Consider the following 22886-nt stretch of genomic DNA (forward strand, 5'->3'; position numbering starts at 1 on the left):
GGGCGGCCTCCAGGAAATGCAGACGACGGAACCATGAGATACCGGCACCGGGCCCTTGGCTACTGTCAGGTTCGACAGGAGCCCGGCACAGGCTCTGCCAAGCTGCGCCGGGCCTTGCGCCCTGGCCTATGAGGTGCCCAGGCCGGCAGACAAGTCTGTACCGGACTTAGCCAGGGTGCGAGGGGGGACATCGTCGCGATGCTCGGTGGTCTTGCTCGCCGTATCGCGCACCGCTTCATACCCCTCCCGTGCGGTTCGCTTGACCTTGTCGGCCAGGTCCGCACTGGTCTTGCCCATTACTCGCTGTTCAGTGGAAGACATGGGCAACGCCGCACCGAGCGTGGCACCGAGGGCAATCCCCGCGGCGGCCATCATCAGTGGCTGTTCCTTGAACAGACGACTGAACGAATCCCCCAGGTCTTGCGTACCGTGGGCCATGCGCTCCCCAGCCTCGTGAGCACTGCGCCGGGCATGACGGGCACTGCTGCCCAGGTCATCGGCCAGGTGCGAGGCCTTGTCCCTGAGGTGATGGAACCCCTCGCGCAGTGAGTCGGTGGTGCTGTGCAAGTGCTCCTTGGCACTGTCCAGGCCACCGGCAAGCCCTTCGCCCCAACCGCTGGAATCCTGGTCCTGGTCCTGGTCGGGACCGACGCGATAGCCGGTGCGTGGCGGCGGCTGGTTCTGGCCGAGCATCAACCAGCACAGTCCCACGGTGGTCAGCACGGCAGGTACCGGATTGTTACGCACGCTGGTGCCCAGGTTGCTGAAGAACGCCGAGCCGTTGCCTTTGGCCAGGGTCAGGGCCTGGTCGAGCATTTGCCCTGGCGTGAACTTGCTGCCCAAGGCATCGACGATATGACTGATGTGAGCCCGTTGCTCGTCGATCTCGCGCTCGATGGCTTCCGGGCTCTTTTCGGATTCGGTTCTGAATTCGTCCTTCATGAGACTTTCCTCCGCAAGGCCTGCTGGTCTTTGTTCAACGCATCGAGCGTACGATCAGGCTTGAAGTGAGACGGTTCGAATTGCTTCTTGCCCGACTGCAGCATGACGAAGCCGATGATCATCACCACCGCGCCAACGATCAGCGCCGCCAGCCAGGGCGCCATGACCGTGCTCAGGCCATAGACCACCGCCATCAGCAGAATGATGAAACCGGCCAGCAGCACAATCGCCCCACCGGCCACTCCGACGATGCCCGCTTTGAGCGTGTTGAGGCTGGCCTGGAACTCAGCCTTGGCCAAGGCCAGTTCCTTGGTAAACAACGACGGGACTTCATGGGTCAATTGCTTTAGAAGCCCCATGACCGAAGCATCGCCCTCGGGCATGGCCGCGGCGCTGGGACGCTGGTAATTCGGGTCTTGTCGGTCCATCACAATGCTCCTCTGGAATTGGCCGAGCCTGGCAACGAGCCGGTTGCGGCGTCATTGGGGTGATCCTGAGCGCTGGGGGAAGCCGGGGTAATGCCGGTGGCCAGGCCACTCTGGGTGCCGGCTCCGGGGCCAAGGGGGTCCGGGGGCGCATCGAAAGGTCCGCGAGCCGCAAACCCGCCGGTGGGAGGGTTTGAATGGCCAGCGGCAGGATCGTCGACTTCGGCGGGAATAGGCGAACTGCCGGCCTTCAGGAAACGCGAGAGTCCGAAGCCCACCGCGACGCTGCCGGAGAGGAACAGCCCCGGATTGTCCCGGGCCAGTCGAGAACTGTCGTGCAGCAATTGCTCGGCGCTCATGTGGCGTAACCGGCTGGCCAGGCCGCTCATCGAATCCGCCATGTCCGTCAGGTAGTGGGACAGTCCAAGACTGTCATTGGCCTCCAGTTCCGACACGGCTGACTTGGCACCGCGCGCCAGTGCATCGATCTGATCGGCTGCGGTATCGCGGTATTGGCCAAAGTGCGCATCGGCCTGTTCGCGAGCGCTGCCGATGGCTTCGCTCACATCCTCCTTGAGGTCGTTCAAATGATCCTTGGATCGGTCCTGGCCCGATGGACCGCTTTGTTGATCGGGGTTGTTGTCCGGGATAGTCATGACTGTCCATTGCCTCCGTGAAGAAAACCCAACAACGGGCAGCCACTGCGGTGACGCCCGAATACGTGCCTCTCAGAACAGATGACGGAGCCAGATCAAGGGGAGTTCCAACGAGTTTCGAGGCTGGACGCCGTGCGGTAATGGCCGCCGTTTGACGGATTGCAGATACAAAAAAACCGGGCGCTGGCGCACTGGCCAGGCCCGATTCATATCACGTTGCATGCACGCCATTCGGGGCGCGAGGGCAGCAGCCCAGTATGGTTCAAGAGTCCATCGTCGCCGCCTGGTTACCGCCCTGCTCAGCGATCTTGGAAAGCTTCTCGTCGGTGGCCTTTTCCTCCTTGAGCGTCGCCAGCAACAGCCCGACCACTTCATCGCCCAGGTTCAAGTGCTTGGCCATGGCAATCAGGGTGCCGTAACTGGCGATCTCGTAATGCTCGACTTTTTGCGCCGCGCCGATCAACCCGGCATCGAGTACCGCACCTTTCTCGATTTCCTCGAGCAGTTCCTTGGACTCCTCCACCAAACCTTCCATGGCCACGCACTTCATGCGCTTGAGCTTGATGCCGGCCACTTCAATGAGGGTGTCGATGCGTTCGATCTGGCCTTGGGTTTCCTCAAGGTGATCGTTGAAGGCTTGCGCCAGCAGAGGGTTGGTCGCGGCCCTGGCCATGCGGGGCAATGCGCGGGTGATCTGCTTCTCGGCGCTGTAGATATCGGACAGTTCGTGAATGAACAGGTCGGTCACTGTTTTCCTGGCCATTTCAATCATCCTCCGGTCAAGAAAAGGCACCGCACTTGGCGGGCCTCAAAGGGTAGATGAGGTGAAGCCGGCCTACGCCGCTTCACCTGTCATCAACACTGACCCGAAGAAATTTTCAGATGTTCAAGAAATTTTTCGAAGCGTGGACGGAGGGTATCGAGACGGTCGAACAGCCTTCAGCCGAGCGCCGTGTCGAGAAACATCATCACCGCAAACCCCATCATCAGGCCCAGCGTCGCCGGGGTCTCATGGCCGTTGCGGTGGGTCTCGGGAATCACTTCGTGGGAGACCACGAAAATCATCGCCCCCGCTGCCAGCCCCAGGCTGATGGGGTACGCGACCGCCACACCTGATGACATGCCCAGGCCAATCACCGATCCCAGCGGCTCCATCAGCCCGGAGCCCACCGCAATCAGCGCAGCACGCAAGGTGCTGATGCCCGTCACCCGCAGCGCCATGGCAATGGCCAGGCCTTCGGGGATGTCCTGGATGGCAATGGCGGTGGTCAGGGGCAAGCCGACCTTGAAATCGCCGTCGGCAAAACTGACGCCGATGGCCATGCCTTCCGGCAGGTTGTGCAAGGTGATGGCCAGCACGAACAGCCACACACGGTTGATGCGCTCCACCTCAGGACCGCGCCGCCCACTCAACTCGTGTTCGTGGGGCACGAAGCGGTCGAGGCCGATCATCAGGGCCACACCCAATCCCAGGCCGACCACGACGACAAACGCGGCCAGCAACTGATTGCCACAAATCACCTGCGCGGCTTCGATGCCCGGCAGGATCAGTGAGAAAGAGCTGGCGGCGAGCATCATGCCGGCAGCGAAACCCAGCATGATGTCCTGGGTACGTGACGAGATATCCCGCAGCACCACCGCCATCAATGCGCCCAAGGCCGTGGCGGCGAAACCGGACGTGCCGCCCAGGACCGCGTAGCCCAGATTGTGCCGATCAGCACCGACCAAGGCGTTGTAGCCGCTGTAGAGTAACAACGCGGTTATCACCGCCAACCCGAGCCAGAAACTCACCCCTAGCAGCAGGTTGTTTTGCACAGGACCCAGCCAGGTACGCCAAGGCGATCGGATCCGGGAAGTAGGCTGGTCCATCGAATGTCCTTAATGCTCTGCAGGCATGGCTAGTCTGAGGGTTGCATGGCGGGAACGCTCAGACGAAAAGGTTCAGGCGAGGGAGTCTCCTCCCTCGCCGTTGTTTACAGTTTGTCACCTTGCATCCCTGAACCCAAGTCGGCACCCGTGATGGGGTTGCTTTCGGGGTTGGACATCGTCCGTGCCTTCATGTCCATCAGCAGCGCTTCGTCTTTTTCACTGAGCTGGACGCTGGCCAGGCCATCGCCGCCATCCACCGCCGGCGCTGGATTTTCGACGAACTCCCAATCGTCGCCCTGATTCCATGGGCCGCGCACGGTAGGTTCGCCCTGGGACATATTGAAGTACACGTTGGTGAACTCCGGCATGCCCGGCAACTTGCCTTGGGGAAAATTGGGCTGGATCGAGTGCAGGGCTTTTTCGAACGACAGCTGGTGAGCGATTTCGCGGGTCATCAAAAAGCCCAGCGCTTCCTTCACACCGGGATCGTCAGTGACGTTCATCAAGCGCTCATAGACAATTTTCGCTCGCGCCTCGGCCGCGATATTGGAACGCATGTCCGCTGTCGGCTCGCCGATGGTGTCCACATAGGCGGCGGTCCAGGGCACACCGGCGGAGTTGGTCAATGGTGAGCCGGCGCCATACAGGAGGCTGGTAATGTGGGAATCATTGCCGGCACCGTTGATGTCCCGGTACAACTGGCCCTCCTTCTCCACGCCCTCGGCCATCTTGCCCTTTGCGCCCTTGTTCAACATCACAATGATCGAACCGATGACTTCCAGATGGCTGAGCTCCTCAGTGGCGATGTCCATCAGCAAATCCTTACGGCCTGGATCGTCCTCGGACAAGGCCTGGGTGAAGTAGCGCGACGCCGCCGCCAGCTCACCCTGCGCACCGCCGAACTGTTCAAGCAGCAAGTTGGCAAGCCCGGGATTGGGTTCGGCGACACGGACGGTGTATTGCAGTCTTTTATTATGTAAAAACATGATCAAAGCCCTCGATCAGACATAAACCATGGAGACACTGCCAGGAATAACAGGCCCACAAGTCATCAGAAAAAGTTAAGGGAACGTTATTTATTTTTTATTCGATAAATGAGACGAACGGTAATAACAAAGACATCATCGAACATCTCATCACGAATAAAAGGAAAGCTTGTAAAGCCAGGCGAAACTTTATATCCACTTTCAGTTATTGCCGCCCATGGGGCCCCATGCCATGGGCACGGGGCCTGCCTGGTCAGCGGGCATTACGAGTCACGACCGCCGCCACGGCTGTTTTCGCCGCCCTTCCTACCGGCTTCGGAGGCCTTTTCCCGGTCATTGGCAAAATTGCCGCCCGAAGCCTGGCCACCTTTGCGGCCCGCTTCCGAGGCGCGCCCAGGATCGTTGGCAAAATTACCACCCGATGCCTGCCCGCCTTTGCGGCCGGCCTCTGCAGCGCGTCCAGGGTCGTTGGCAAAGTTGCCGCCCGATGCCTGGCCGCCCTTGCGCCCTGCTTCGGAGGCGCGTTCCGGATTATTGGCAAAGTTGCCACCAGACGCTTGTCCGCCTTTTTTCCCGGCTTCCGATGCCTTCTCACGATCGTTAGCGAAATTGCCAGGATTGTTATTTCCTGTATTAGCCATTTCATTCACCTCGTTAGTTAGTGTTTAACGAGCCTCGCTGGCTCGTATTACTATGAGAATTGGACTTCGCCAAGGTTTGAAAGAAATTCAGCGAACGGCGACGAACGGTCAGAACTAGACACTTCAAATCCATTCAACGCCTGAACATTACAACTCGCTATCAAATAAGCGGCGAGCCATAAATTATCTTAAACACCTTAGCCGTTACTTGTTACATTCAATTGAAAGCAGTGCGTGTCTTTCCACGCTGTCCGCCAAAGGTCGGGCGGCGCCGGCACCCCATTGCACCGGTCTCGTCACCCTGGCCTCGCGCCGTTCCAGGAAGCCAAAACTCGCGGGCTGCCGGTGTTTTCCTGCACCACCGCACTGACCGGCTTGCGGCGTCCGGATGTCCTGTCGCCGACACCCGGATGAGAGATTCGATCAAGGTGAAATCGGATCACTGGCCGGAAAGGTTTCCTCCAGCGCATCGTCCAGCTGCTTATTGGTGACGTCCCGCTCACCCACCTTGCCACTGCGTTCACAATGGCAGTCTGGCGCCGGACACGGCTCACCATTAGGGTGTTGTTCGGCGCAGGCTTGGCTGCAGTAAGCTTCGCCGTCGTGATTGAAAACCCGTTGCGGATCTACCTCGCACTGACAATCGGGGCAACCGCACTTTAATCCGCTCATGCTCTTTCTCCCGAGATAAGGGTCGAAGGCGCCGTCAGGAAGAGCCGACCATCAGCTGGACCTCGAGATTCGCCGCCGCTACGCCGTGGTTGGCCACGTACACATCGGCGGTCCAACCTTTAGTCAGGTTGTGATAGGACTGCGTGCCCAAGGCCGTGCCGCTGTTCCATTCGAGGATGTCGCCAATATCGATGTCGTTGGCCGAACTCAGCTCGAGCACGGTATGGCCGTCCTCCTGCGCCACATACACCCCCACCATTGCGCTCTGTCGATTGATGGCCCGTACTTCACCCGTGGTCTGCTTCATACGTTTCCTCTTCTCGGCAGCTTCAAGGAGCGACCGGCACGCGATCCTGCCGCTCCTTCATACTTGGCCGTGCTCAGCGCTTGGCTTCAGTGTGCGGATTGGCCGAACGCTCCAGGAACGCCTGGGTAATTTCCGGCAAGTGGTCGCGCAACCACTCGGCCATGGCGACTTCCTGGGGCAGGATCTGTTCGCACGCCCGTTGCGTTTCCACATCCCCAGCTACCTTCGCCGCCTCGATCAACACGGTGTACGAGGCGATCTCAAGGTTCTCGAACACATAGCCACTCATGGCACCCTTGACCACTTCGTCGCTCATCGTCATGCCGCCCACCGCCTGACCAAAGGCCATGAGTTTGCCGGCCAGGTCCTTGAGCGTCGACGTACTGCCGCCCAGGCGCTGGATGCATTGTTCGACCAATTTTTGTTGGCCGAGGGTTTCCTGCAAATGCTCCTCGATCCGGGCCTTGAGCACCGGATAATGTTCCAGGCGTTCGGCCTGGGCCTTGAGCATTTTTTCCGCTTGTTGCTCCATGGCATGGGCATCGTTGAGCCAGTCCAGCAGGTTCTCTTTAGGCGTTGCCATGTCCTTCTCCTTAGCCGTGGTCGCCACTGCAGCGCAGTGCGACGGTTATGAAATACCGCACATAAAAGTGGATATCGCGGCGCCGGGGAAAGTTTGAAAAGACCATGGGCCAGGGCGACGAAAGGCGCTGCAACGGTTTCCCCGCCCGATTGGAGTGCTAACCTCAACGGCTCCAGGCCAACGGAGACACCCAATGCCCGACGACCTTCACCTCGAACCGCTCGATCAGTTGCTGGAGCACATGGCCGGGCGCCGCTTCCTGGTACTCACCGGCGCCGGCATCAGTACCCCTTCGGGCATCCCCGACTACCGTGACAGCGACGGCGTGCGACGGGGTCGACAACCGATGATGTACCAGGAATTCCTCGCCCAGCCCGAGGCACGACGGCGCTATTGGGCAAGGGCGATGCTGGGCTGGCCCCGGGTCAGGCAGGCCAGGCCGAACGTGGCTCACGAAGCCTTGGCCGAGTTGCAGGCGCAGCAACGCATCACCGGCCTGATTACCCAGAATGTCGACACCCTGCATGACCAGGCCGGCAGCCAGGACGTCATCGAACTGCACGGCAGCCTGCATCGCGTGCTGTGCCTGGATTGCGGCCAGCGCAGCGAGCGACAGCAGATTCAACGGTTGATGGAAACCGCGAACCCTTACCTGGCGAATGTCGATGCGGTACAGGCACCCGATGGCGACACCCTGCTCGACCCCGCGTTCGAGGCGCGCTTCCAAGTGCCCCATTGCCCCCATTGCGGTGGCGAGCGGTTGAAACCCGACGTGGTGTTCTTCGGCGAGAACGTCGCCCCCCTCACAGCGACCCGCGCCATGCAAGCCGTCGAGCAAGCGGACGGCCTGCTGGTGGTGGGGTCGTCGCTGATGGCGTATTCGGCGTTTCGCCTGTGCCGGGCCATCAAGGACCAGGGCAAGCCGCTGCTGGCGATCAACCAAGGCAAGACCCGGGCCGATGAGCTGCTGGACCTCAAGCTTGAAGAGCCGTGTGAGCAACTACTGCCATTGCTGACACAACACCCGTTTTAGCAACACCCGGCCCCTTTGTGGGAGCGGGCTTGCTCGCGAAAGCGATGGAACATTCGATACTGCTGTCGACTGACCCACCGCTTTCGCGAGCAAGCCCGCTCCCACAGTGGCCGGGGTCAACCTGCGGCCAACTGCATACCCAAGTCCTGCCCCCTGAGCGTATCGAACAATGCCTGCGCCGCCGCCGACAATTCATGCCCCGGCTTGGTCAGCACCCCGATGGCTCGCTCGATCACCGGATCGCTCAAGGTGATGCAGCGGGCACCCAGCTCATGCATCTGCCCGACGCACAGCGCCGGCACGGCACTCACCCCCAACCCACTGGCGACCATCCGTCCGACGGTCGCCAACTGGTGGCTCTCGAACTCCACAGGCAGTTTCATGCCCCGGGCTCGCAGATGCTCTTCCAGCATCACCCGTACAGTGGAGGGTCGTTGCAGCGTGATGAACGGCTGCTCCAGCAGGGTTTCCCAGTGGATTTCGTCACGCTGGGCAAAGGCTGAATCCAACGGTACCACCGCGACGAAACGATCGAGGTACAAGGGCGTGAACGCCAGAGACGACCCCTGCATCGGCTCGAACGCCACGCCCAGCTCGACATGACGATCACGGACCATTTCCAGCACTTGTTCGTTGATCACATCGTTGACCGTGACGTTGACATTCGGATAGCGGGCGCGGAAGGTCTTGAGGATCGGCGGCAACAGATTGCCGGCAAACGAAGGCATCGCCGCCAGCGTCACGCGACCGCGCTGCAAGGTGAAGCGCTGGCGCATTTCGTCCTCGGCGTTGTCCCAGTCGGCCACCAGCCGACGGGCCAGTGGCAGTAAGGACTCACCTTCGGGGGTCAACGCCACGTTACGGGTATTACGGCTGAACAAACGACCGCCGAGGCCTTCTTCCAGGGCCTTGATGGTCAGGCTCAAGGCCGACTGGGACAGGTGCAGCCGCTCGCAGGCCACGGCGAAGCTCAGGCTCTGGGCCACCGCGAGGAAGGCGCGGATTTGCTTGAGGGTCATGGTCGCGGTGCTCCGAAGGCAATTGTTGAGTTTTATCAATCAATCCAACCTAAAAATCAACTTAACAAATATATGACTTGGCGCAACACTGCATCTCATTGCGACCCCATCAAGAATAAAAGAGGTGTCTATGGCAGGTTTCGACAAACGCGTGAGCTCTTATGAACAAGCGCTGGAGGGCTTGAAAGACGGCATGACCGTCATCGCCGGCGGCTTCGGCCTCTGCGGTATTCCGGAAAACCTGATCGCCGAGATCAAGCGCAAGGGCATCCGCGACCTCACCGTGGTGTCCAACAACTGCGGCGTCGACGGTTTCGGCCTCGGCGTGTTGCTGGAAGACCGGCAGATCCGCAAGGTGGTGGCCTCCTACGTGGGCGAAAACGCCCTGTTCGAGCAACAACTGCTGAGCGGCGAAATCGAAGTCGTGCTCACCCCCCAAGGCACCCTCGCCGAAAAAATGCGCGCCGGCGGCGCCGGCATCCCCGCGTTCTTCACCGCTACAGGCGTCGGCACGCCCGTGGCCGAAGGCAAGGAAGTGCGCGAGTTCCATGGCCGCCAGTACCTGATGGAAGAATCCATCACCGGCGACTTCGCCATCGTCAAAGGCTGGAAGGCCGACCATTTCGGCAACGTGATCTATCGCCACACCGCCCAGAACTTCAACCCGCTGGCCGCCACGGCGGGCAAGATCACGGTGGTGGAAGTCGAAGAAATCGTCGAACCCGGCGAGCTGGACCCGACGCAGATCCACACCCCTGGCATCTACGTCGACCGGGTCATTTGCGGCACGTTCGAAAAACGCATCGAACAGCGCACCGTGCGTAAGTGATCTCCTGCCCCCGGCCCGAATGAAGGAATAAGAACATGGCACTTTCCCGCGAACAAATGGCTCAACGCGTCGCCCGCGAAATGCAGGACGGCTACTACGTGAACCTGGGCATCGGTATCCCGACCCTGGTCGCCAACTACATTCCCGAAGGCATGGAAGTCATGCTCCAGTCGGAAAACGGCCTGCTCGGCATGGGCGCGTTTCCCACCGAAGCCGAAGTCGATGCCGACATGATCAACGCCGGCAAACAGACGGTCACCGCGCGCATCGGCGCGTCGATCTTCTCTTCCGCCGAATCGTTTGCCATGATCCGCGGCGGCCACATCGACCTGACCGTACTCGGCGCCTTCGAGGTGGATGTCGAAGGCAACATTGCCTCGTGGATGATCCCCGGCAAGCTGGTCAAGGGCATGGGCGGTGCGATGGACCTGGTGGCCGGCGCCGAGAACATCATCGTCACCATGACCCACGCGTCCAAGGACGGTGAGTCGAAACTGCTGCCACGCTGCAGCCTGCCGCTGACCGGCGCCGGTTGCATCAAGCGTGTGCTGACCGACCTGGCCTACCTGGAAATCCAGGACGGCGCCTTCATCCTGAAAGAACGTGCCCCAGGCGTCAGCGTCGAGGAAATCATCGCCAAGACTGCCGGCAAATTGATCGTGCCGGACCACGTGCCTGAAATGCAGTTCGCTGCCCAGTGAGGAGAGATTCGATGCAAGAAGTCGTGATTGTCGCCGCTACCCGTACCGCCATCGGCAGCTTCCAGGGTTCGCTGGCGGCCATTCCCGCGCCGGAACTCGGTGCCGCGGTGATTCGTCGCCTGCTGGAACAGACCGGTTTGTCCGGCGAACAGGTCGATGAAGTGATTCTCGGCCAAGTACTGACCGCAGGTTCCGGGCAAAACCCGGCGCGCCAGGCGTCGATCCTCGCCGGCCTGCCCCATGCGGTGCCGGCGCTGACCCTGAACAAGGTCTGCGGTTCGGGCCTCAAGGCGTTGCACCTGGGCGCCCAGGCGATCCGCTGTGGCGATGCCGAGGTCATCATCGCCGGCGGCATGGAAAACATGAGCCTGGCCCCGTATGTACTGCCGGCCGCCCGCACCGGCCTGCGCATGGGCCACGCGAAGATGATCGACAGCATGATCACCGACGGCTTGTGGGATGCCTTCAACGATTACCACATGGGCATCACCGCCGAGAACCTGGTGGACAAGTACGGCATCAGCCGCGAGGAGCAGGACGCCTTCGCCGCCGCTTCCCAGCAGAAGGCCGTCGCCGCCATCGAGGGCGGTCGGTTTGCCAATGAGATCACGCCGATCCTGATTCCCCAGCGCAAAGGCGATCCCGTGGCGTTCGCCACGGACGAACAACCGCGCGCCGGCACCACCGCCGAATCCCTGGGCAAGCTCAAGGCGGCCTTCAAGAAGGACGGCAGCGTCACCGCGGGCAATGCGTCCTCGCTCAACGATGGCGCCGCCGCCGTGATCCTGATGAGCGCGGAAAAAGCCAAGGCCCTGGGCCTCCCGGTACTGGCAAAAATCAGCGCCTACGCCAACGCCGGCGTTGACCCGGCGATCATGGGCATCGGCCCGGTCTCGGCCACCCGTCGCTGCCTGGACAAGGCCGGCTGGTCGCTGGAGCAGTTGGACCTGATCGAAGCCAACGAAGCCTTCGCCGCCCAGTCGCTGGCTGTGGCCCGGGAACTGAAATGGGACATGGACAAGGTCAACGTCAACGGCGGCGCCATCGCCCTGGGCCACCCTATCGGTGCGTCGGGTTGCCGGGTCCTGGTGTCGCTGCTGCATGAAATGATCAAGCGCGACGCCAAGAAAGGTCTCGCGACCCTGTGCATCGGCGGCGGCCAAGGCGTGGCCTTGGCGCTGGAACGGGCATAACCGACACGGGCTCAACGGTGGTTGCACGGACCCACGAATATCCGTGCAGCCACTGGCACCACCACCGGCACAACCTCGGTTGCGCCGGTTTTTTTCCTGCTGGCTTAGTGGGTGGCTTGCCGGCCTCATCGCGAGCAAGCTCGCTCCCACAGGGGAACTGTGGTGTATGCAGCATTCATGGACACCGCCAAATCCTGTGGGAGCAGCTCCCACAATGGATTTTGGGTGTACGCACTATCTGGGGTCACCACCACCCCCCTGTGGGAGCGAGCTTGCTCGCGATGGCGGCGGGTCTGTCTGTTGCGGTAAGCCCTGGCCAAAAAAAACGGCACCTTTCGGTGCCGTTCGTCTTCACATCCGGGGCTTTACTTGCGTGCCGCCTCCCATGATTTCAGCAACTCGGTGTAGCTCACGGTTTCGCCTTTAGGCTTCTCGTTCGCCAGTTTCGGCTTCGGTGCGCCCGGTTGGTCGAACCAGTATTGCGCGTCGCGCTCAGGGTTCATCTTAGGCGCGCAGGTAGCTTGGGCCTTGGAGCGTTCCAGGCGGGTCATGATCGCATCCTGATCCTTGGCCAACCCGTCGAGGGCCTGCTGCGGCGTTTTCTCGCCGCTGGCAGCTTCGGCGATGTGGCTCCACCACAATTGCGCCAGGCGTGGGTAGTCCGGCACGTTGGTCCCGGTCGGGGTCCATTGCACGCGAGCCGGGCTGCGGTAGAACTCCACCAGGCCACCGAGTTTCGGTGCCAGGTCGGTCAGCGCCTGGGAGTTGATGTCCGACTCACGAATCGGCGTCAGGCCAACGATGGTCTTCTTCAGCGACACGGTCTTGGACGTCACGAACTGCGCATAGAGCCAGGCCGCGAGTTTCTGCTTCTCAGGCGTAGACTTCATGAACGTCCAGGAACCCACGTCCTGATACCCCAGCTTCATGCCCTCTTCCCAATACGGGCCGCGTGGCGAAGGGGCCATGCGCCATTTAGGCGTGCCATCGGCATTCATCACCGGCAGGCCCGGCTTGGTCATGTCGGCAGTAAAAGCGGTGTACCAGAAAATCTGCTGGGCGATGTTGCCTTGGGACGGCACCGGGCCGGATTCGGAGAAGGTCATGCCCGCTGCTTCCGGCGGCGCGTATTTCTTCATCCATTCCACATATTTGGTGGTGGCGAACACGGCCGCAGGGCCGTTAGTGTCGCCGCCACGGGTCACACTGGAACCGACTGGATGGCAGTCTTCGACGCGAATACCCCACTCGTCCACTGGCAAACCATTGGGCAGGCCCTTGTCGCCGCCACCGGCCATGGAGAACCAGGCATCGGTGAAGCGCCAGCCCAGGGACGGGTCTTTCTTGCCGTAGTCCATGTGCCCGTAGACGCGCTTGCCATCGATCTCCTTGACGTCTTCGGAGAAGAACTTGGCGATGTCTTCATAAGCCGACCAGTTCACTGGCACGCCCAACTCGTAGCCGTATTTCTCCTTGAACTTGGCCTTCAGGTCCGCACGCTCGAACCAGTCGGCACGGAACCAGTACAGGTTGGCGAATTGCTGGTCGGGCAGTTGATAGACCTTGCCGTCCGGCGCGGTGGTGAAGGAAATACCGATGAAGTCCTTGAGGTCCAAGGTCGGCGAGGTGAAGTCCTTGCCTTCATTGGCCATCAAGTCAGTGATCGATTCGGTCTTGCCGTAGCGGAAGTGCGTACCGATCAAGTCCGAGTCGTTGACCCAGCCGTCATAGATATTCTTGTCCGATTGCATCTGGGTCTGCAGCTTCTCCACCACGTCGCCTTCCTGGAGCAGGTCGTGGGTCAGCTGGATCCCGGTGATTTCGCTGAAGGCCTTGGCCAACACCTTGGATTCATATTCGTGGGTGGCGATGGTTTCCGACACCACATTGATTTTCATCCCGCGAAACGGCTGGGCGGCCTTGATGAACCATTTGAGTTCTTCGAGCTGCTGCTCGGCTGTCAGGGTCGACGGCTTGAATTCACTGCCGATCCATTTTTTAGCGGCGTCTTCATAGGCGTCGGCCCAGGCCGTAGCGCTCAGCCCGCTGAGTGCCAGCATGGCTGCCAATGAAACGCTATGTCGCAGCTTATTGTTTTTATCGAACATAGAGACCTCCTGTTTGGGTTTAAGAGCCTGATCGTCGAATTGTCGCGATTAGCCCCACCGCATCACTGCCAACAGCCACACCCAAGACAACGCGAACGCTATCCAGATGCTCCAGTCGGTGGCGCCGATCACCAGCAGGTGCAGGTAGGCGCTACCGAGAAGACCGATAAACAACCGATCGCCACGGGTGGTGGCAATCGGCAGGAAACCACGCCGAGGGATGCTCGGCGAACGCAGTTCCCATGTAGTCATGCCTGCCAGTAGCAAGGCGATGACTCCAAAAAAAGCCGCCGTCGGGCCGGTCCAGTTCATCCATTCCATCATCGACTCCTCAGACCCGGCCCAGGGCAAAGCCCTTGGCCACGTGGTTACGAACGAACCAGATCACCAGCATACCCGGCAGGATAGTCAACACCCCCGCCGCCGCCAGCACCCCCCAGTCGATACCGGATGCCGATACCGTACGGGTCATGACCGCCGCGATCGGCTTGGCATTCACCGAGGTGAGCGTGCGCGCCAGCAACAGTTCGACCCAGGAAAACATGAAGCAGAAAAATGCCGTGACACCGATGCCAGAGCCGATCAACGGAATGAAGATCTTGACGAAGAACTTGGGGAAACTGTAGCCGTCAATGTAGGCGGTCTCGTCAATTTCTTTCGGCACCCCGGACATGAACCCTTCGAGGATCCACACCGCCAACGGCACGTTGAACAGGCAATGGGCCAGGGCCACGGCGATATGGGTGTCGAACAGCCCGATGGACGAATACAGCTGGAAGAACGGCAACAGGAACACCGCCGGTGGGGCCATGCGGTTGGTCAACAGCCAGAAGAACAGGTGCTTGTCCCCCAGGAACCGATAGCGGGAAAACGCATAGGCGGCCGGCAACGCGACGCCCAGGGAAATCACCGTGTTCAGGCTCACGTAGTACAGCGAGTTGAGATAACCGGTGTACCAGCTCGGATCGGTGAAGATCACCTTGTAGTTGTGGAAGGTGAAATCCTGCGGCCACAGGGTCAGGCTGCCGAGGATCTCGGTGTTGCTCTTGAACGACATGTTCAGCAGCCAGTAGATGGGCACCAGCAGGAACAGGATGTAGATCAACAGCGGTATCAGCTTTTTCTTGCTCATTGTGCGGGCCTCAACGGTTGGCGTCGGAGTGCGTCATGGCGGTGTAGAACAGCCAGGACACCAACAGAATGATCAGGAAATACACCAGGGAAAACGCCGCTGCCGGGCCCAGGTCGAATTGGCCGATGGCCATCTGCGTCAGGGTCTGGCTGAGGAACGTGGTGGCGTTGCCCGGCCCGCCGCCAGTGAGTACGAACGGCTCGGTGTAGATCATGAAGCTGTCCATGAAACGCAGCATCACGGCGATCAGCAGCACGCTCTTCATCTTCGGCAACTGGATGTGACGGAACACGGCCCAGTTCGACGCCCGGTCGATCCGCGCGGCCTGGTAGTACACGTCGGGAATCGCTCGCAGCCCCGAATAGCACAGCAGCGCCACCAACGAAGTCCAATGCCAGACATCCATCACCAGCACGGTGACCCAGGCGTCCATGGTGTTGGCCGCGTAGTTGTAGTTGATGCCCAGGCCGTTGAGGGTCGAGCCCAGCAAACCGATGTCGGCGCGGCCGAAAATCTGCCAGATGGTGCCCACCACGTTCCACGGGATCAGCAGCGGAATCGCCAGGATGATCAGCACCAGGGACGACCATTTACCCTTGGTCGGCATGGTCAGGGCGATGGCGATGCCGAGGGGAATTTCAATCAGCAGCACGCACGCCGAGTAAATGAACTGGCGCAGCAGCGAATCGTGCAGCCGCGGATCGAGCAGCACCTGCTTGTACCAGTCGGCGCCGACGAAGTAGCGGCTGGATTGGTCGAAGATGTCCTGCACCGAATAGTTGACCACGGTCATCATCGGAATCACGGCGCTGAAGGCCACCAGCAGGAACACCGGCAATACCAGCCACCAGGCCTTATTGTTCTGCACCTTGTTCATGGCTGCACCTCGCTCAGCGGTTCCAGCAGGTATTCATCGGCATAGACCATCAGCCATTGGGCCGGAAAACTGATGTACGCCGTGCCTTCGGGCACGGGCTTGTCTTCGGCCAGGCGGACCTTCAACGGTGCGCCATCGAGGTTGAGGGTCAGGATCTTGTAGGTGCCCAGGTCTTCGACGTGCACCACATCAGCCTGCATCGCGTCGTCGTAAGGGCCATCCCAGACATGCACGAACTCGGGACGGATACCGACCTTCAGGCTTTTGCCTTCGGCTTCGGCGACACGACGTTGCAAGGTTTCCGACAGCGGCAAGTGGGTCGAAGCGAAACCGACACCGCCGGGCTGTGCGGTGACCTCGATCAGGTTCATCCCCGGGCTGCCGATGAAATAGCCGACAAAGGTGTGGCTCGGGCGCTCGAACAAATCCCGGGGCGTGCCGAACTGAACGATCTGGCCGCCGTACATCACCGCGATCTTGTCGGCGAACGTCGAGGCTTCCAACTGGTCGTGGGTGACGTAGACCATGGTGATGTTGAACTGCTCATGGATCTGCTTGAGCTTGCGTCGCAGTTTCCATTTCAGGTGCGGGTCGATCACCGTCAGCGGTTCGTCGAACAGGATCGCCGACACATCGTCGCGCACCAACCCGCGGCCCATGGAGACTTTCTGCTTCTCATCGGCGGTGAGGTTGCGGGCCTTTTTGTCCAGCAGGCTCTGCAAGTCCAGGACCTCGGCGATTTCCTGCACCTTGGTGTGGATTCGCGCTTCGGCCATGCCCTGGTTGCGCAGCGGGAATGCCAGGTTGTCGAACACCGTCATGGTGTCGTACACCACCGGGAACTGGAACACTTGGGCGATGTTGCGGTGTTCCGGGGTCAAGTCGTTGACGACTTTGCTGTCGAACATCACCTGCCCTTCGGAAGGGCTGAGCAAGCCGGAGATGATGTTCAGCAAGGTGGACTTGCCGCAGCCCGAGGGTCCGAGCAGCGCATAGGCGCCGCCCTGCTCCCAGATGTGGTTCATCTCGCGGATCGCGTAATCCTCGGGGCCCGCCGGGGTGCTGGTGTAGCTGTGGGCGAGGTTCTGCAAACGAATTTCAGCCATCAGGCAACCCTCGCGATACGCTGCCCTGGGGCTTGGACCAGCTTGCCCTGGGCGTCGAAAACAAACAGTTTGTGGGTCGGAATGTAGATTCGAATCGGCGCGTCCACGTCGTACTCATGCACCCCTGGCAAGTGCAGCACCAGCAGGAAATGTTCGTTGCGCACGTGCAGGAACGTCTCCGAGCCGCTGATCTCGGCCACTTCGACGGTCACCGCCAGTTCGAGGTCGTCGTCGTTGCTCGGCACCAAGGAAATATGGCTGGGGCGCACGCCGAAACGGAACTCGCCCTCGCCCACCGGGCGCAGGTCGACGTTCAGCGGGAAGTGCACGAAATTGGCGAAGCTGACTTCATTGCCGGCGATACGACCCGGCATGAGGTTGATCGGCGGTTCGGAAAACAGCTCGGCGGCCAGCACGGTTTGTGGCTGGTGATAGACAGAAGACGACTTGCCACTCTGAATCACCCGGCCCTCATGCAGGATCGTGGTCGTGCCGCCCAGGGCCAGCGCTTCGTTAGGCTCGGTGGTGGCGTAGACAGCGATGGTGTGGCGGGCCTGGAACAGCTCGCGCATTTCCTGGCGCAGCTCTTCACGCAGCTTGTAGTCCAGGTTCACCAGGGGCTCGTCGAACAGGATCAGTTCGGCGTCCTTGACCAGCGCCCGGGCCATGGCTGTGCGCTGCTGCTGGCCGCCGGACAACTCCAATGGATGACGTTTGAGGAATTTCTCGATCCGCAGCATCCTGGCGGTTTCCAGCACCTTGCTCTGGATGACTTCGTCGGACACACCGGCCTGGCGCAACGGCGAGGCGATGTTTTCGAAAACGGTCATGGTCGGGTAGTTGATGAACTGCTGGTAAACCATCGACACGTTGCGCAGCCGCACCGGGCGGTTGGTGACATCGACGCCGTTCATCAGGATGCGGCCGCTGTCGGGCTTGTCCAGACCGGCCATCAGGCGCATGAGGCTGGTCTTGCCGGACAGCGTGCGGCCCAACAAGACGTTGAAGGATCCGGGTTCGAAACTCAGATTGGCATCGTCGATCCAGGTCTGGCCTTCGACGGTGCGACAGATGTGCTCAAGCTTTAATGACATGGCTCGGCCTTTTTATTATTTGGAGTCAAGCGACCCGAGTTGCAAAGCGAAAGCCGTGCCAGAAATCACAACCCATTGACCTGGCTTATTTTTTTACAAAAACCCGAGAGCAGCAGGTTCGTAGATGAACACAAGTGAACAGCCACGACTGAACAACTGAACAATTCACGGGTTGACAATGAACAATTTTGAACAACACTGAATGAACGTTTTCGGTTAGCCTGGCCATGCCCTTTGTGGGAGCGGGCTTGCTCGCGATAGCGATGTGTCAGTCACATCGACGCTGCTGATCCACCGCTATCGCGAGCAAGCCCGCTCCCACAAGGTTTGTGTATTACGTGCTATTCAGGCTTGCCCCAGCACAAGGAGTCTGTGCGAGACTTGCCACAACAATAAAAACAGCACCTGCGAGAGTGCCCCATGGCCGCACCTGCCCCTGCCTTGTCCCACGAGGCCATCATCCAGGCCTCCTGGTCCCGTTGCCGCGCCTTTGGCCTGAATCACCAGAGTGTGCCGGCCTTCGATCAGTTGCCCGCCCAAGGCATCGCCCAATTGCTGGAGAGCCAGCATTCGCTGGTGCAGACCACCCATCAAGAGGTCTTGCCGTATTACGAGAACATCCTGAGCAACTCCAACTGCCTGATCATGCTGGCCGACAACCAGGGCCAGGTGTTGACCTCCTGGGGCACCCAGCGCTTCATCGAGCCGAAACTGGCCCATGGCTTCAGCGCCGGGGCGAGCTGGATGGAGCGCTGTACCGGCACCAACGCCATCGGCACCGCGCTGGCCTGCGAACAGGCAGTGCACATCGAGCACGATGAACACTTCCTCAAGGCCAACCGCTTCATGACCGGCTCCGCCGCGCCGATCTTCGATGCCGAGCGCAAGGTCATCGCCGTGCTGGACGTCTCCAGCGACAGCTACCTGCCGCCATCCCACACCCTGGGCATGGTCAAGATGATGAGCCAGACCGTGGAGAACCGGCTGATCCTCAACTTGTTTCGCGGTGAGCACTTCCAGCTGACCTTCAACACCGGCTTGAACAACCTCGACAGCCAATGGGCCGGGCTGCTGATCTTCGATGAGAGCGGCCAGGTGCTTTCCGCCAACCGCCGGGCCGACAACCTGCTGGGCCTGAGCCTGTCACGGGTGAGCATTGAAAGCCTGTTCAAGGTTTCGCTGCTGGAATTGCTGAACCAACCTGACGGCCTGCCGTTCGCCTTGCAGGCGTCCGGCAGCAATCGATTCCAGTGCTTGCTCAGGCGTCCGAGCCAGGTGTCGATCAGGGCACGGGTCTTCACCGAGGCGACGCCTGCGCAAGCCCCCGCCAGCAACGCCATCAGCCTCAATACCCTGCACTTCGGTGACAACCGTGTGGAAAAAGCCGTGCGCCAGGCAGAGCGCTTGCTGGAAAAGGACATTCCGCTGCTGATCCATGGCGAGACCGGCGTCGGCAAGGAAGTGTTCGTCAAAGCCCTGCACCAGGCCAGCTCGCGCTGCAAGCAGCCGTTCATTGCTGTGAACTGCGCGGCGATCCCCGCCGAGCTGGTGGAATCGGAGCTGTTCGGTTATGAGAAAGGCGCGTTCACCGGCGCCAACCAGAAAGGCAGCATCGGCCTGATCCGCAAGGCCGACCGCGGCACGCTGTTCCTCGACGAAATCGGCGACATGCCACTGCCGACCCAGGCCCGACTGTTGCGGGTCTTGCAGGAGCGTTGCGTGCAACCGGTGGGCAGCGCCGAGTTGTTCCCGGTAGACATCCGTATCATCTCCGCCACCAACCGCTCGCTGCGTGAACAGGTGCAACTGGGGCGGTTTCGCGAAGACTTGTACTACCGCATCGGCGGCCTGACCCTGGAACTGCCGCCCCTGCGCGAACGCAGCGACAAGCAGGCGCTGTTCAAACGCCTCTGGGAACACCACCGCGAACCGACCCAATGGGCCGGCCTGAGCCGTGAGGTACTGGACTTGTTCGAACGCCATCCCTGGCCGGGCAACCTGCGACAGGTCAGCAGCGTGCTGCAAGTAGCCCTGGCAATGGCCGAGGAACAGCCGATCCGGCCGGAGCACCTGCCCGACGACTTTTTTGTCGATCTGGAAATGGAGCCGGTGGAAACACCGGAGCCGCTGAGGGTGGACCTCAACGATGCCGAAGACTTGAACCGCCAATTGCAGGCCGTGGGGGGAAATATTTCACACCTGGCGCGACGGCTGGGGGTCAGTCGCAACACCCTGTACAAACGCCTGCGACAACTGGAAAACTGAGACAAACCCTGTCCCATAACCGATTGCGTGAACATCCGCGAAACCTGTGGGAGCGAGCTTGCTCGCGATGACGTCGTGTCAGTCCCTTCATCATTGGCTGAACTGACGCTATCGCGAGCAAGCTCGCTCCCACAGGAGGTCCAGTTGGAACACCGGGTCAGTCGAACGCGCCATTGAGCACTTCGTAGATGATGCCGCTGGCGATCGCCACCAGGATCAGGTCCGTGCCGACCTGCTGCCATTCATAACCGTCATAGTGCGGCAACCGTCCCAGCAGCCGACCATCAAGCTTTTTGGCAATGCCAGGGGGCAACGGCTTGCCTCGGGCCAGGTTTTTCTGGATACCCGGCGGCAGTGCCGGGCCGGGACTCCAATAATCGCGATAGCCGCCAATCACACCCAGAATGCCGCCACGGTCAATGCTCGGGCCGTTATGCCAATCGCCGCCGCCACCGCCTTGGTTTCCCTTGCCGCCCTGGTTGCCCTTGTTGCCGGGATTGCCTTGACCGCCCTTGTTGCCCTGCCCGCCTTTACCTCCCTGCCCATGACCGGGGCCTTGATCGAATTGAGCATTCCCCTTGCCGTTGCCCGGGTCTGCGACAACAATGCCAGGGCCCACCGCCAGGGCGAAACAGGTTACTGCGGCAATCAGCGAGCGCGATTTGAACATGGCAGTTCTCTCAAAAAAGGGATGTCCCCTGTAAAGATATAGAGACTAACGGTGATATTAGTTCCATATCACGCTGCGCGCCGCTTGCCGACTGGATTTCACCTGAAAACAGCAATCAAGGAGTTTCATGCGCAAGGATTACCTGGCTTTTTTCGTCTCGATGTTCCTCTCCCGCTTAGCCGACCAGATCTTGCTCTTCATCGTCCCGCTGATTGTTTTCCAGACCACCAATAGCGTCGCCTGGTCAGGCCTGGCCTTCTTCGTCGAATCCTTGCCACGCTATCTGGCGTTCCCGATCTGCGGCGCGCTGTGTGACAAGTTCGCGCCGATTCGCATCCTGCACATCAGCCAGGTCTATCGTGCCGTGGCCTGCGGCGTGGCGGTGCTGTTGCATGGCATCTTCGGCGGTATCTATTGGATCGTGGCGCTCTCGGCCCTCTGCGGCGTGTTGACCACCCAGGGCATCATGGCCCGCGAAGTGGTGATGCCGTATATCTTCAAGCACTACACCTACACCAAGACCCTGTCGTACTCGCAAATCGCCGATCAGACCGGCCTGGTGCTGGGCCCGCTGATCGCTGCGCTGCTGCTTGAGGTGTGGGCATGGCACTGGGTGGTGCTGGCGATTGCCGGGCTATTCCTGCTGGCGGACCTGGCCATGGGATACTGGCAGCGCACCAGTTCGGTCACCCTGGAAACCTTCGAGCAACATCACGACCTCTGGCTGAACCCGCTGCGCGTTGCCTTCGGCCACATTCGCAACCTGGCGCAACTGAAAAAAATCATCAGCCTGGCGGTGGGCGTCAACCTGATCATCGGCGTCACCCTCGCCACGTCGGCGGCCATGGTCATCGGCCACTACGGCGCTGGCAAGGATGATTACGCCGGGTTGCAGGCGGCCGGCGCGCTGACCACCATTGTCATCCTGTTTGTCCTGGCCCGGGTGACCTTGCCCTTGAAACTGCTGGGGGCCCTCTCCTACACAATGATTGCCATCGGTGCCTTCGTCACCGCCCTCAGCACTAACACAGGGGGCTACGTCGTCGGTTTCTTGCTGATCGTCGGTTTCGACAAAATGTTCAACGTCTACTTCCGCACCCTGCGCCAACAAGTCATTCCACCCCAGGACTTCGGCAAGACCGTCGGCGTTATCACACTGCTCAACAACCTGTCGCAACCGCTCGCTGGCCTGCTCGTCGCGGTACTGGCCGCGCCGGCTGGTACGCAGGAGGTGATTCTGCTGCTGGCGGTTGTCACCGGTCTGATCGGAGCCGCAGTGGTCGTGGTGAACAGACATTCAACACACGGAGCAAGCGTCTACCGCACCGATACCGACTGATCCTGCCGGAGCGTCGATTTGTATTATCAGTGACTTATTGTTGAGGCATGGTTGAAACGTTGCCAGCGTCGAGGCACGTCTGCCCCGCCATTCGTCACCTGTCAAATGTCGGGGCTAACAAGCGGCCCTGTCTGGCTCAGGGTTTGCACTGGCCTGTCTCAGCAGCCAAGAACGACGCAATTCTGACGCGGCGGCAAATTAATCAATGCTTGGTCAGCAAACGGAGATGTACCGTGTCAACTCTCAACGAAATCGCAGCGAACCACGCGAGAATGGCAAAGGCAAAGGAAGAAGAGTCGATGCGGCTGAGTGCGCTTCAGGGACAAGTGGTGGGGAGTTTTGAAATTCCACCCATCGAGGCGCCACAGGAGATGTCGCTGCACTTCATGACGGGACAGGATCACTCGTTTGGAGAAGCGGCTGCGCTGAGTTTTTGACC

General features: G+C 60.5%; 25 protein-coding genes. 7 read left to right on the forward strand and 18 right to left on the reverse strand.

What is annotated here, in order from left to right:
• Positions 1-126: 126 nt before the first annotated feature.
• From BT125_RS11325 to BT125_RS11370, 10 genes are all read right to left on the reverse strand, one after another.
• A complete protein-coding gene (locus BT125_RS11325; protein WP_072406947.1) occupies positions 127-942 on the reverse strand; it encodes a DUF3618 domain-containing protein in 816 nt (271 codons plus the stop codon).
• Entirely contained in the window at positions 939-1370 is a 432-nt protein-coding gene (locus BT125_RS11330) for a phage holin family protein (RefSeq protein WP_072406949.1), read from the reverse strand. Before BT125_RS11330 ends, BT125_RS11325 begins: the two co-directional genes overlap by 4 nt.
• Positions 1370-2023: a hypothetical protein gene (locus tag BT125_RS11335; protein ID WP_072406951.1), complete on the reverse strand. Its 654-nt coding sequence runs from the start codon at positions 2021-2023 to the stop codon at positions 1370-1372. Before BT125_RS11335 ends, BT125_RS11330 begins: the two co-directional genes overlap by 1 nt.
• Positions 2024-2285: 262 nt before the next feature.
• On the reverse strand, positions 2286-2786 hold the full coding sequence (locus tag BT125_RS11340; protein ID WP_072407072.1) for a YciE/YciF ferroxidase family protein: 501 nt from the start codon (positions 2784-2786) through the stop codon (positions 2286-2288).
• A gap of 176 nt (positions 2787-2962) precedes the next feature.
• A complete protein-coding gene (locus tag BT125_RS11345) occupies positions 2963-3892 on the reverse strand; it encodes a ZIP family metal transporter (RefSeq protein WP_072406953.1) in 930 nt (309 codons plus the stop codon).
• A gap of 104 nt (positions 3893-3996) precedes the next feature.
• Complete coding sequence (locus tag BT125_RS11350; RefSeq protein ID WP_072406955.1) at positions 3997-4878, reverse strand: manganese catalase family protein; 882 nt, start codon at positions 4876-4878, stop codon at positions 3997-3999.
• A 263-nt stretch (positions 4879-5141) separates the two neighbouring features.
• The gene (locus BT125_RS11355) at positions 5142-5519 is read right to left on the reverse strand and encodes a con-10 family general stress protein (protein ID WP_072347679.1); all 378 of its coding nucleotides are present in this window, start codon (positions 5517-5519) and stop codon (positions 5142-5144) included.
• 423 nt (positions 5520-5942) lie between these two features.
• The gene (locus tag BT125_RS11360; RefSeq protein WP_072406956.1) at positions 5943-6191 is read right to left on the reverse strand and encodes a metallothionein; all 249 of its coding nucleotides are present in this window, start codon (positions 6189-6191) and stop codon (positions 5943-5945) included.
• A gap of 34 nt (positions 6192-6225) precedes the next feature.
• The gene (locus BT125_RS11365; protein WP_072347683.1) at positions 6226-6498 is read right to left on the reverse strand and encodes a hypothetical protein; all 273 of its coding nucleotides are present in this window, start codon (positions 6496-6498) and stop codon (positions 6226-6228) included.
• A 73-nt stretch (positions 6499-6571) separates the two neighbouring features.
• Positions 6572-7081: a ferritin-like domain-containing protein gene (locus tag BT125_RS11370; RefSeq protein WP_072406958.1), complete on the reverse strand. Its 510-nt coding sequence runs from the start codon at positions 7079-7081 to the stop codon at positions 6572-6574.
• A 193-nt stretch (positions 7082-7274) separates the two neighbouring features.
• Between BT125_RS11370 and BT125_RS11375 the strand changes: the two genes are divergently transcribed.
• Positions 7275-8114 (forward strand): NAD-dependent protein deacetylase, encoded by an 840-nt coding sequence (locus tag BT125_RS11375; protein WP_072406960.1) that lies wholly within the window; start codon positions 7275-7277, stop codon positions 8112-8114.
• Positions 8115-8230: 116 nt separating this feature from the next.
• Here BT125_RS11375 and BT125_RS11380 read toward each other — a convergent pair whose 3' ends face one another.
• On the reverse strand, positions 8231-9133 hold the full coding sequence (locus tag BT125_RS11380; protein ID WP_072406962.1) for a LysR family transcriptional regulator: 903 nt from the start codon (positions 9131-9133) through the stop codon (positions 8231-8233).
• A 130-nt stretch (positions 9134-9263) separates the two neighbouring features.
• Between BT125_RS11380 and BT125_RS11385 the strand changes: the two genes are divergently transcribed.
• The 3 genes from BT125_RS11385 to BT125_RS11395 are packed head-to-tail and all read left to right on the forward strand — an operon-like array spanning position 9264 to position 11856.
• Positions 9264-9962, forward strand: a complete 699-nt coding sequence (locus tag BT125_RS11385) for a CoA transferase subunit A (protein WP_072406964.1) — start codon at positions 9264-9266, stop codon at positions 9960-9962.
• 35 nt (positions 9963-9997) lie between these two features.
• The gene (locus BT125_RS11390; RefSeq protein WP_072406966.1) at positions 9998-10663 is read left to right on the forward strand and encodes a CoA transferase subunit B; all 666 of its coding nucleotides are present in this window, start codon (positions 9998-10000) and stop codon (positions 10661-10663) included.
• A gap of 11 nt (positions 10664-10674) precedes the next feature.
• Positions 10675-11856 carry an acetyl-CoA C-acetyltransferase gene (locus BT125_RS11395; RefSeq protein ID WP_072406968.1) on the forward strand — a complete coding sequence of 394 codons (1182 nt, stop codon included), beginning with the start codon at positions 10675-10677 and terminating at the stop codon, positions 11854-11856.
• 365 nt (positions 11857-12221) lie between these two features.
• Here BT125_RS11395 and BT125_RS11400 read toward each other — a convergent pair whose 3' ends face one another.
• From BT125_RS11400 to BT125_RS11425, 6 genes are read right to left on the reverse strand one after another with little or no spacing between them, the layout of a single operon-like run.
• A complete protein-coding gene (locus BT125_RS11400; RefSeq protein WP_072406969.1) occupies positions 12222-13964 on the reverse strand; it encodes an ABC transporter substrate-binding protein in 1743 nt (580 codons plus the stop codon).
• Positions 13965-14012: 48 nt separating this feature from the next.
• A complete protein-coding gene (locus tag BT125_RS11405; RefSeq protein WP_053123382.1) occupies positions 14013-14285 on the reverse strand; it encodes a DUF2160 domain-containing protein in 273 nt (90 codons plus the stop codon).
• 10 nt (positions 14286-14295) lie between these two features.
• Complete coding sequence (locus BT125_RS11410) at positions 14296-15096, reverse strand: carbohydrate ABC transporter permease (protein WP_060741473.1); 801 nt, start codon at positions 15094-15096, stop codon at positions 14296-14298.
• A 10-nt stretch (positions 15097-15106) separates the two neighbouring features.
• Positions 15107-15973, reverse strand: a complete 867-nt coding sequence (locus BT125_RS11415) for a carbohydrate ABC transporter permease (protein WP_030142069.1) — start codon at positions 15971-15973, stop codon at positions 15107-15109.
• A complete protein-coding gene (locus BT125_RS11420) occupies positions 15970-17079 on the reverse strand; it encodes an ABC transporter ATP-binding protein (RefSeq protein ID WP_072406971.1) in 1110 nt (369 codons plus the stop codon). Before BT125_RS11420 ends, BT125_RS11415 begins: the two co-directional genes overlap by 4 nt.
• The gene (locus BT125_RS11425; RefSeq protein WP_072406974.1) at positions 17079-18173 is read right to left on the reverse strand and encodes an ABC transporter ATP-binding protein; all 1095 of its coding nucleotides are present in this window, start codon (positions 18171-18173) and stop codon (positions 17079-17081) included. Before BT125_RS11425 ends, BT125_RS11420 begins: the two co-directional genes overlap by 1 nt.
• Before the next feature lie 420 nt (positions 18174-18593).
• On the opposite strand from BT125_RS11425, the gene BT125_RS11430 reads away from it, so the two are divergent.
• The gene (locus BT125_RS11430; RefSeq protein WP_072406976.1) at positions 18594-20438 is read left to right on the forward strand and encodes a sigma-54-dependent Fis family transcriptional regulator; all 1845 of its coding nucleotides are present in this window, start codon (positions 18594-18596) and stop codon (positions 20436-20438) included.
• A gap of 157 nt (positions 20439-20595) precedes the next feature.
• On the opposite strand, the gene BT125_RS11435 is transcribed toward BT125_RS11430, so the two are convergent.
• Positions 20596-21108, reverse strand: coding sequence for an anti-virulence regulator CigR family protein (locus BT125_RS11435; RefSeq protein WP_072406978.1), 513 nt, complete (start codon positions 21106-21108; stop codon positions 20596-20598).
• Positions 21109-21235: 127 nt separating this feature from the next.
• Here BT125_RS11435 and BT125_RS11440 point away from each other — a divergent pair, with 127 nt between their 5' ends.
• Positions 21236-22447 carry an MFS transporter gene (locus BT125_RS11440; RefSeq protein WP_072406980.1) on the forward strand — a complete coding sequence of 404 codons (1212 nt, stop codon included), beginning with the start codon at positions 21236-21238 and terminating at the stop codon, positions 22445-22447.
• Between the two features lie 233 nt (positions 22448-22680).
• The gene (locus tag BT125_RS11445; protein ID WP_072406982.1) at positions 22681-22884 is read left to right on the forward strand and encodes a hypothetical protein; all 204 of its coding nucleotides are present in this window, start codon (positions 22681-22683) and stop codon (positions 22882-22884) included.
• Positions 22885-22886: the final 2 nt, after the last annotated feature.

Source organism: Pseudomonas sp. NFACC04-2, from assembly GCF_900119265.1.
In the GTDB taxonomy this organism is placed as follows: Bacteria; Pseudomonadota; Gammaproteobacteria; order Pseudomonadales; family Pseudomonadaceae; genus Aquipseudomonas; species Aquipseudomonas fluorescens_AA.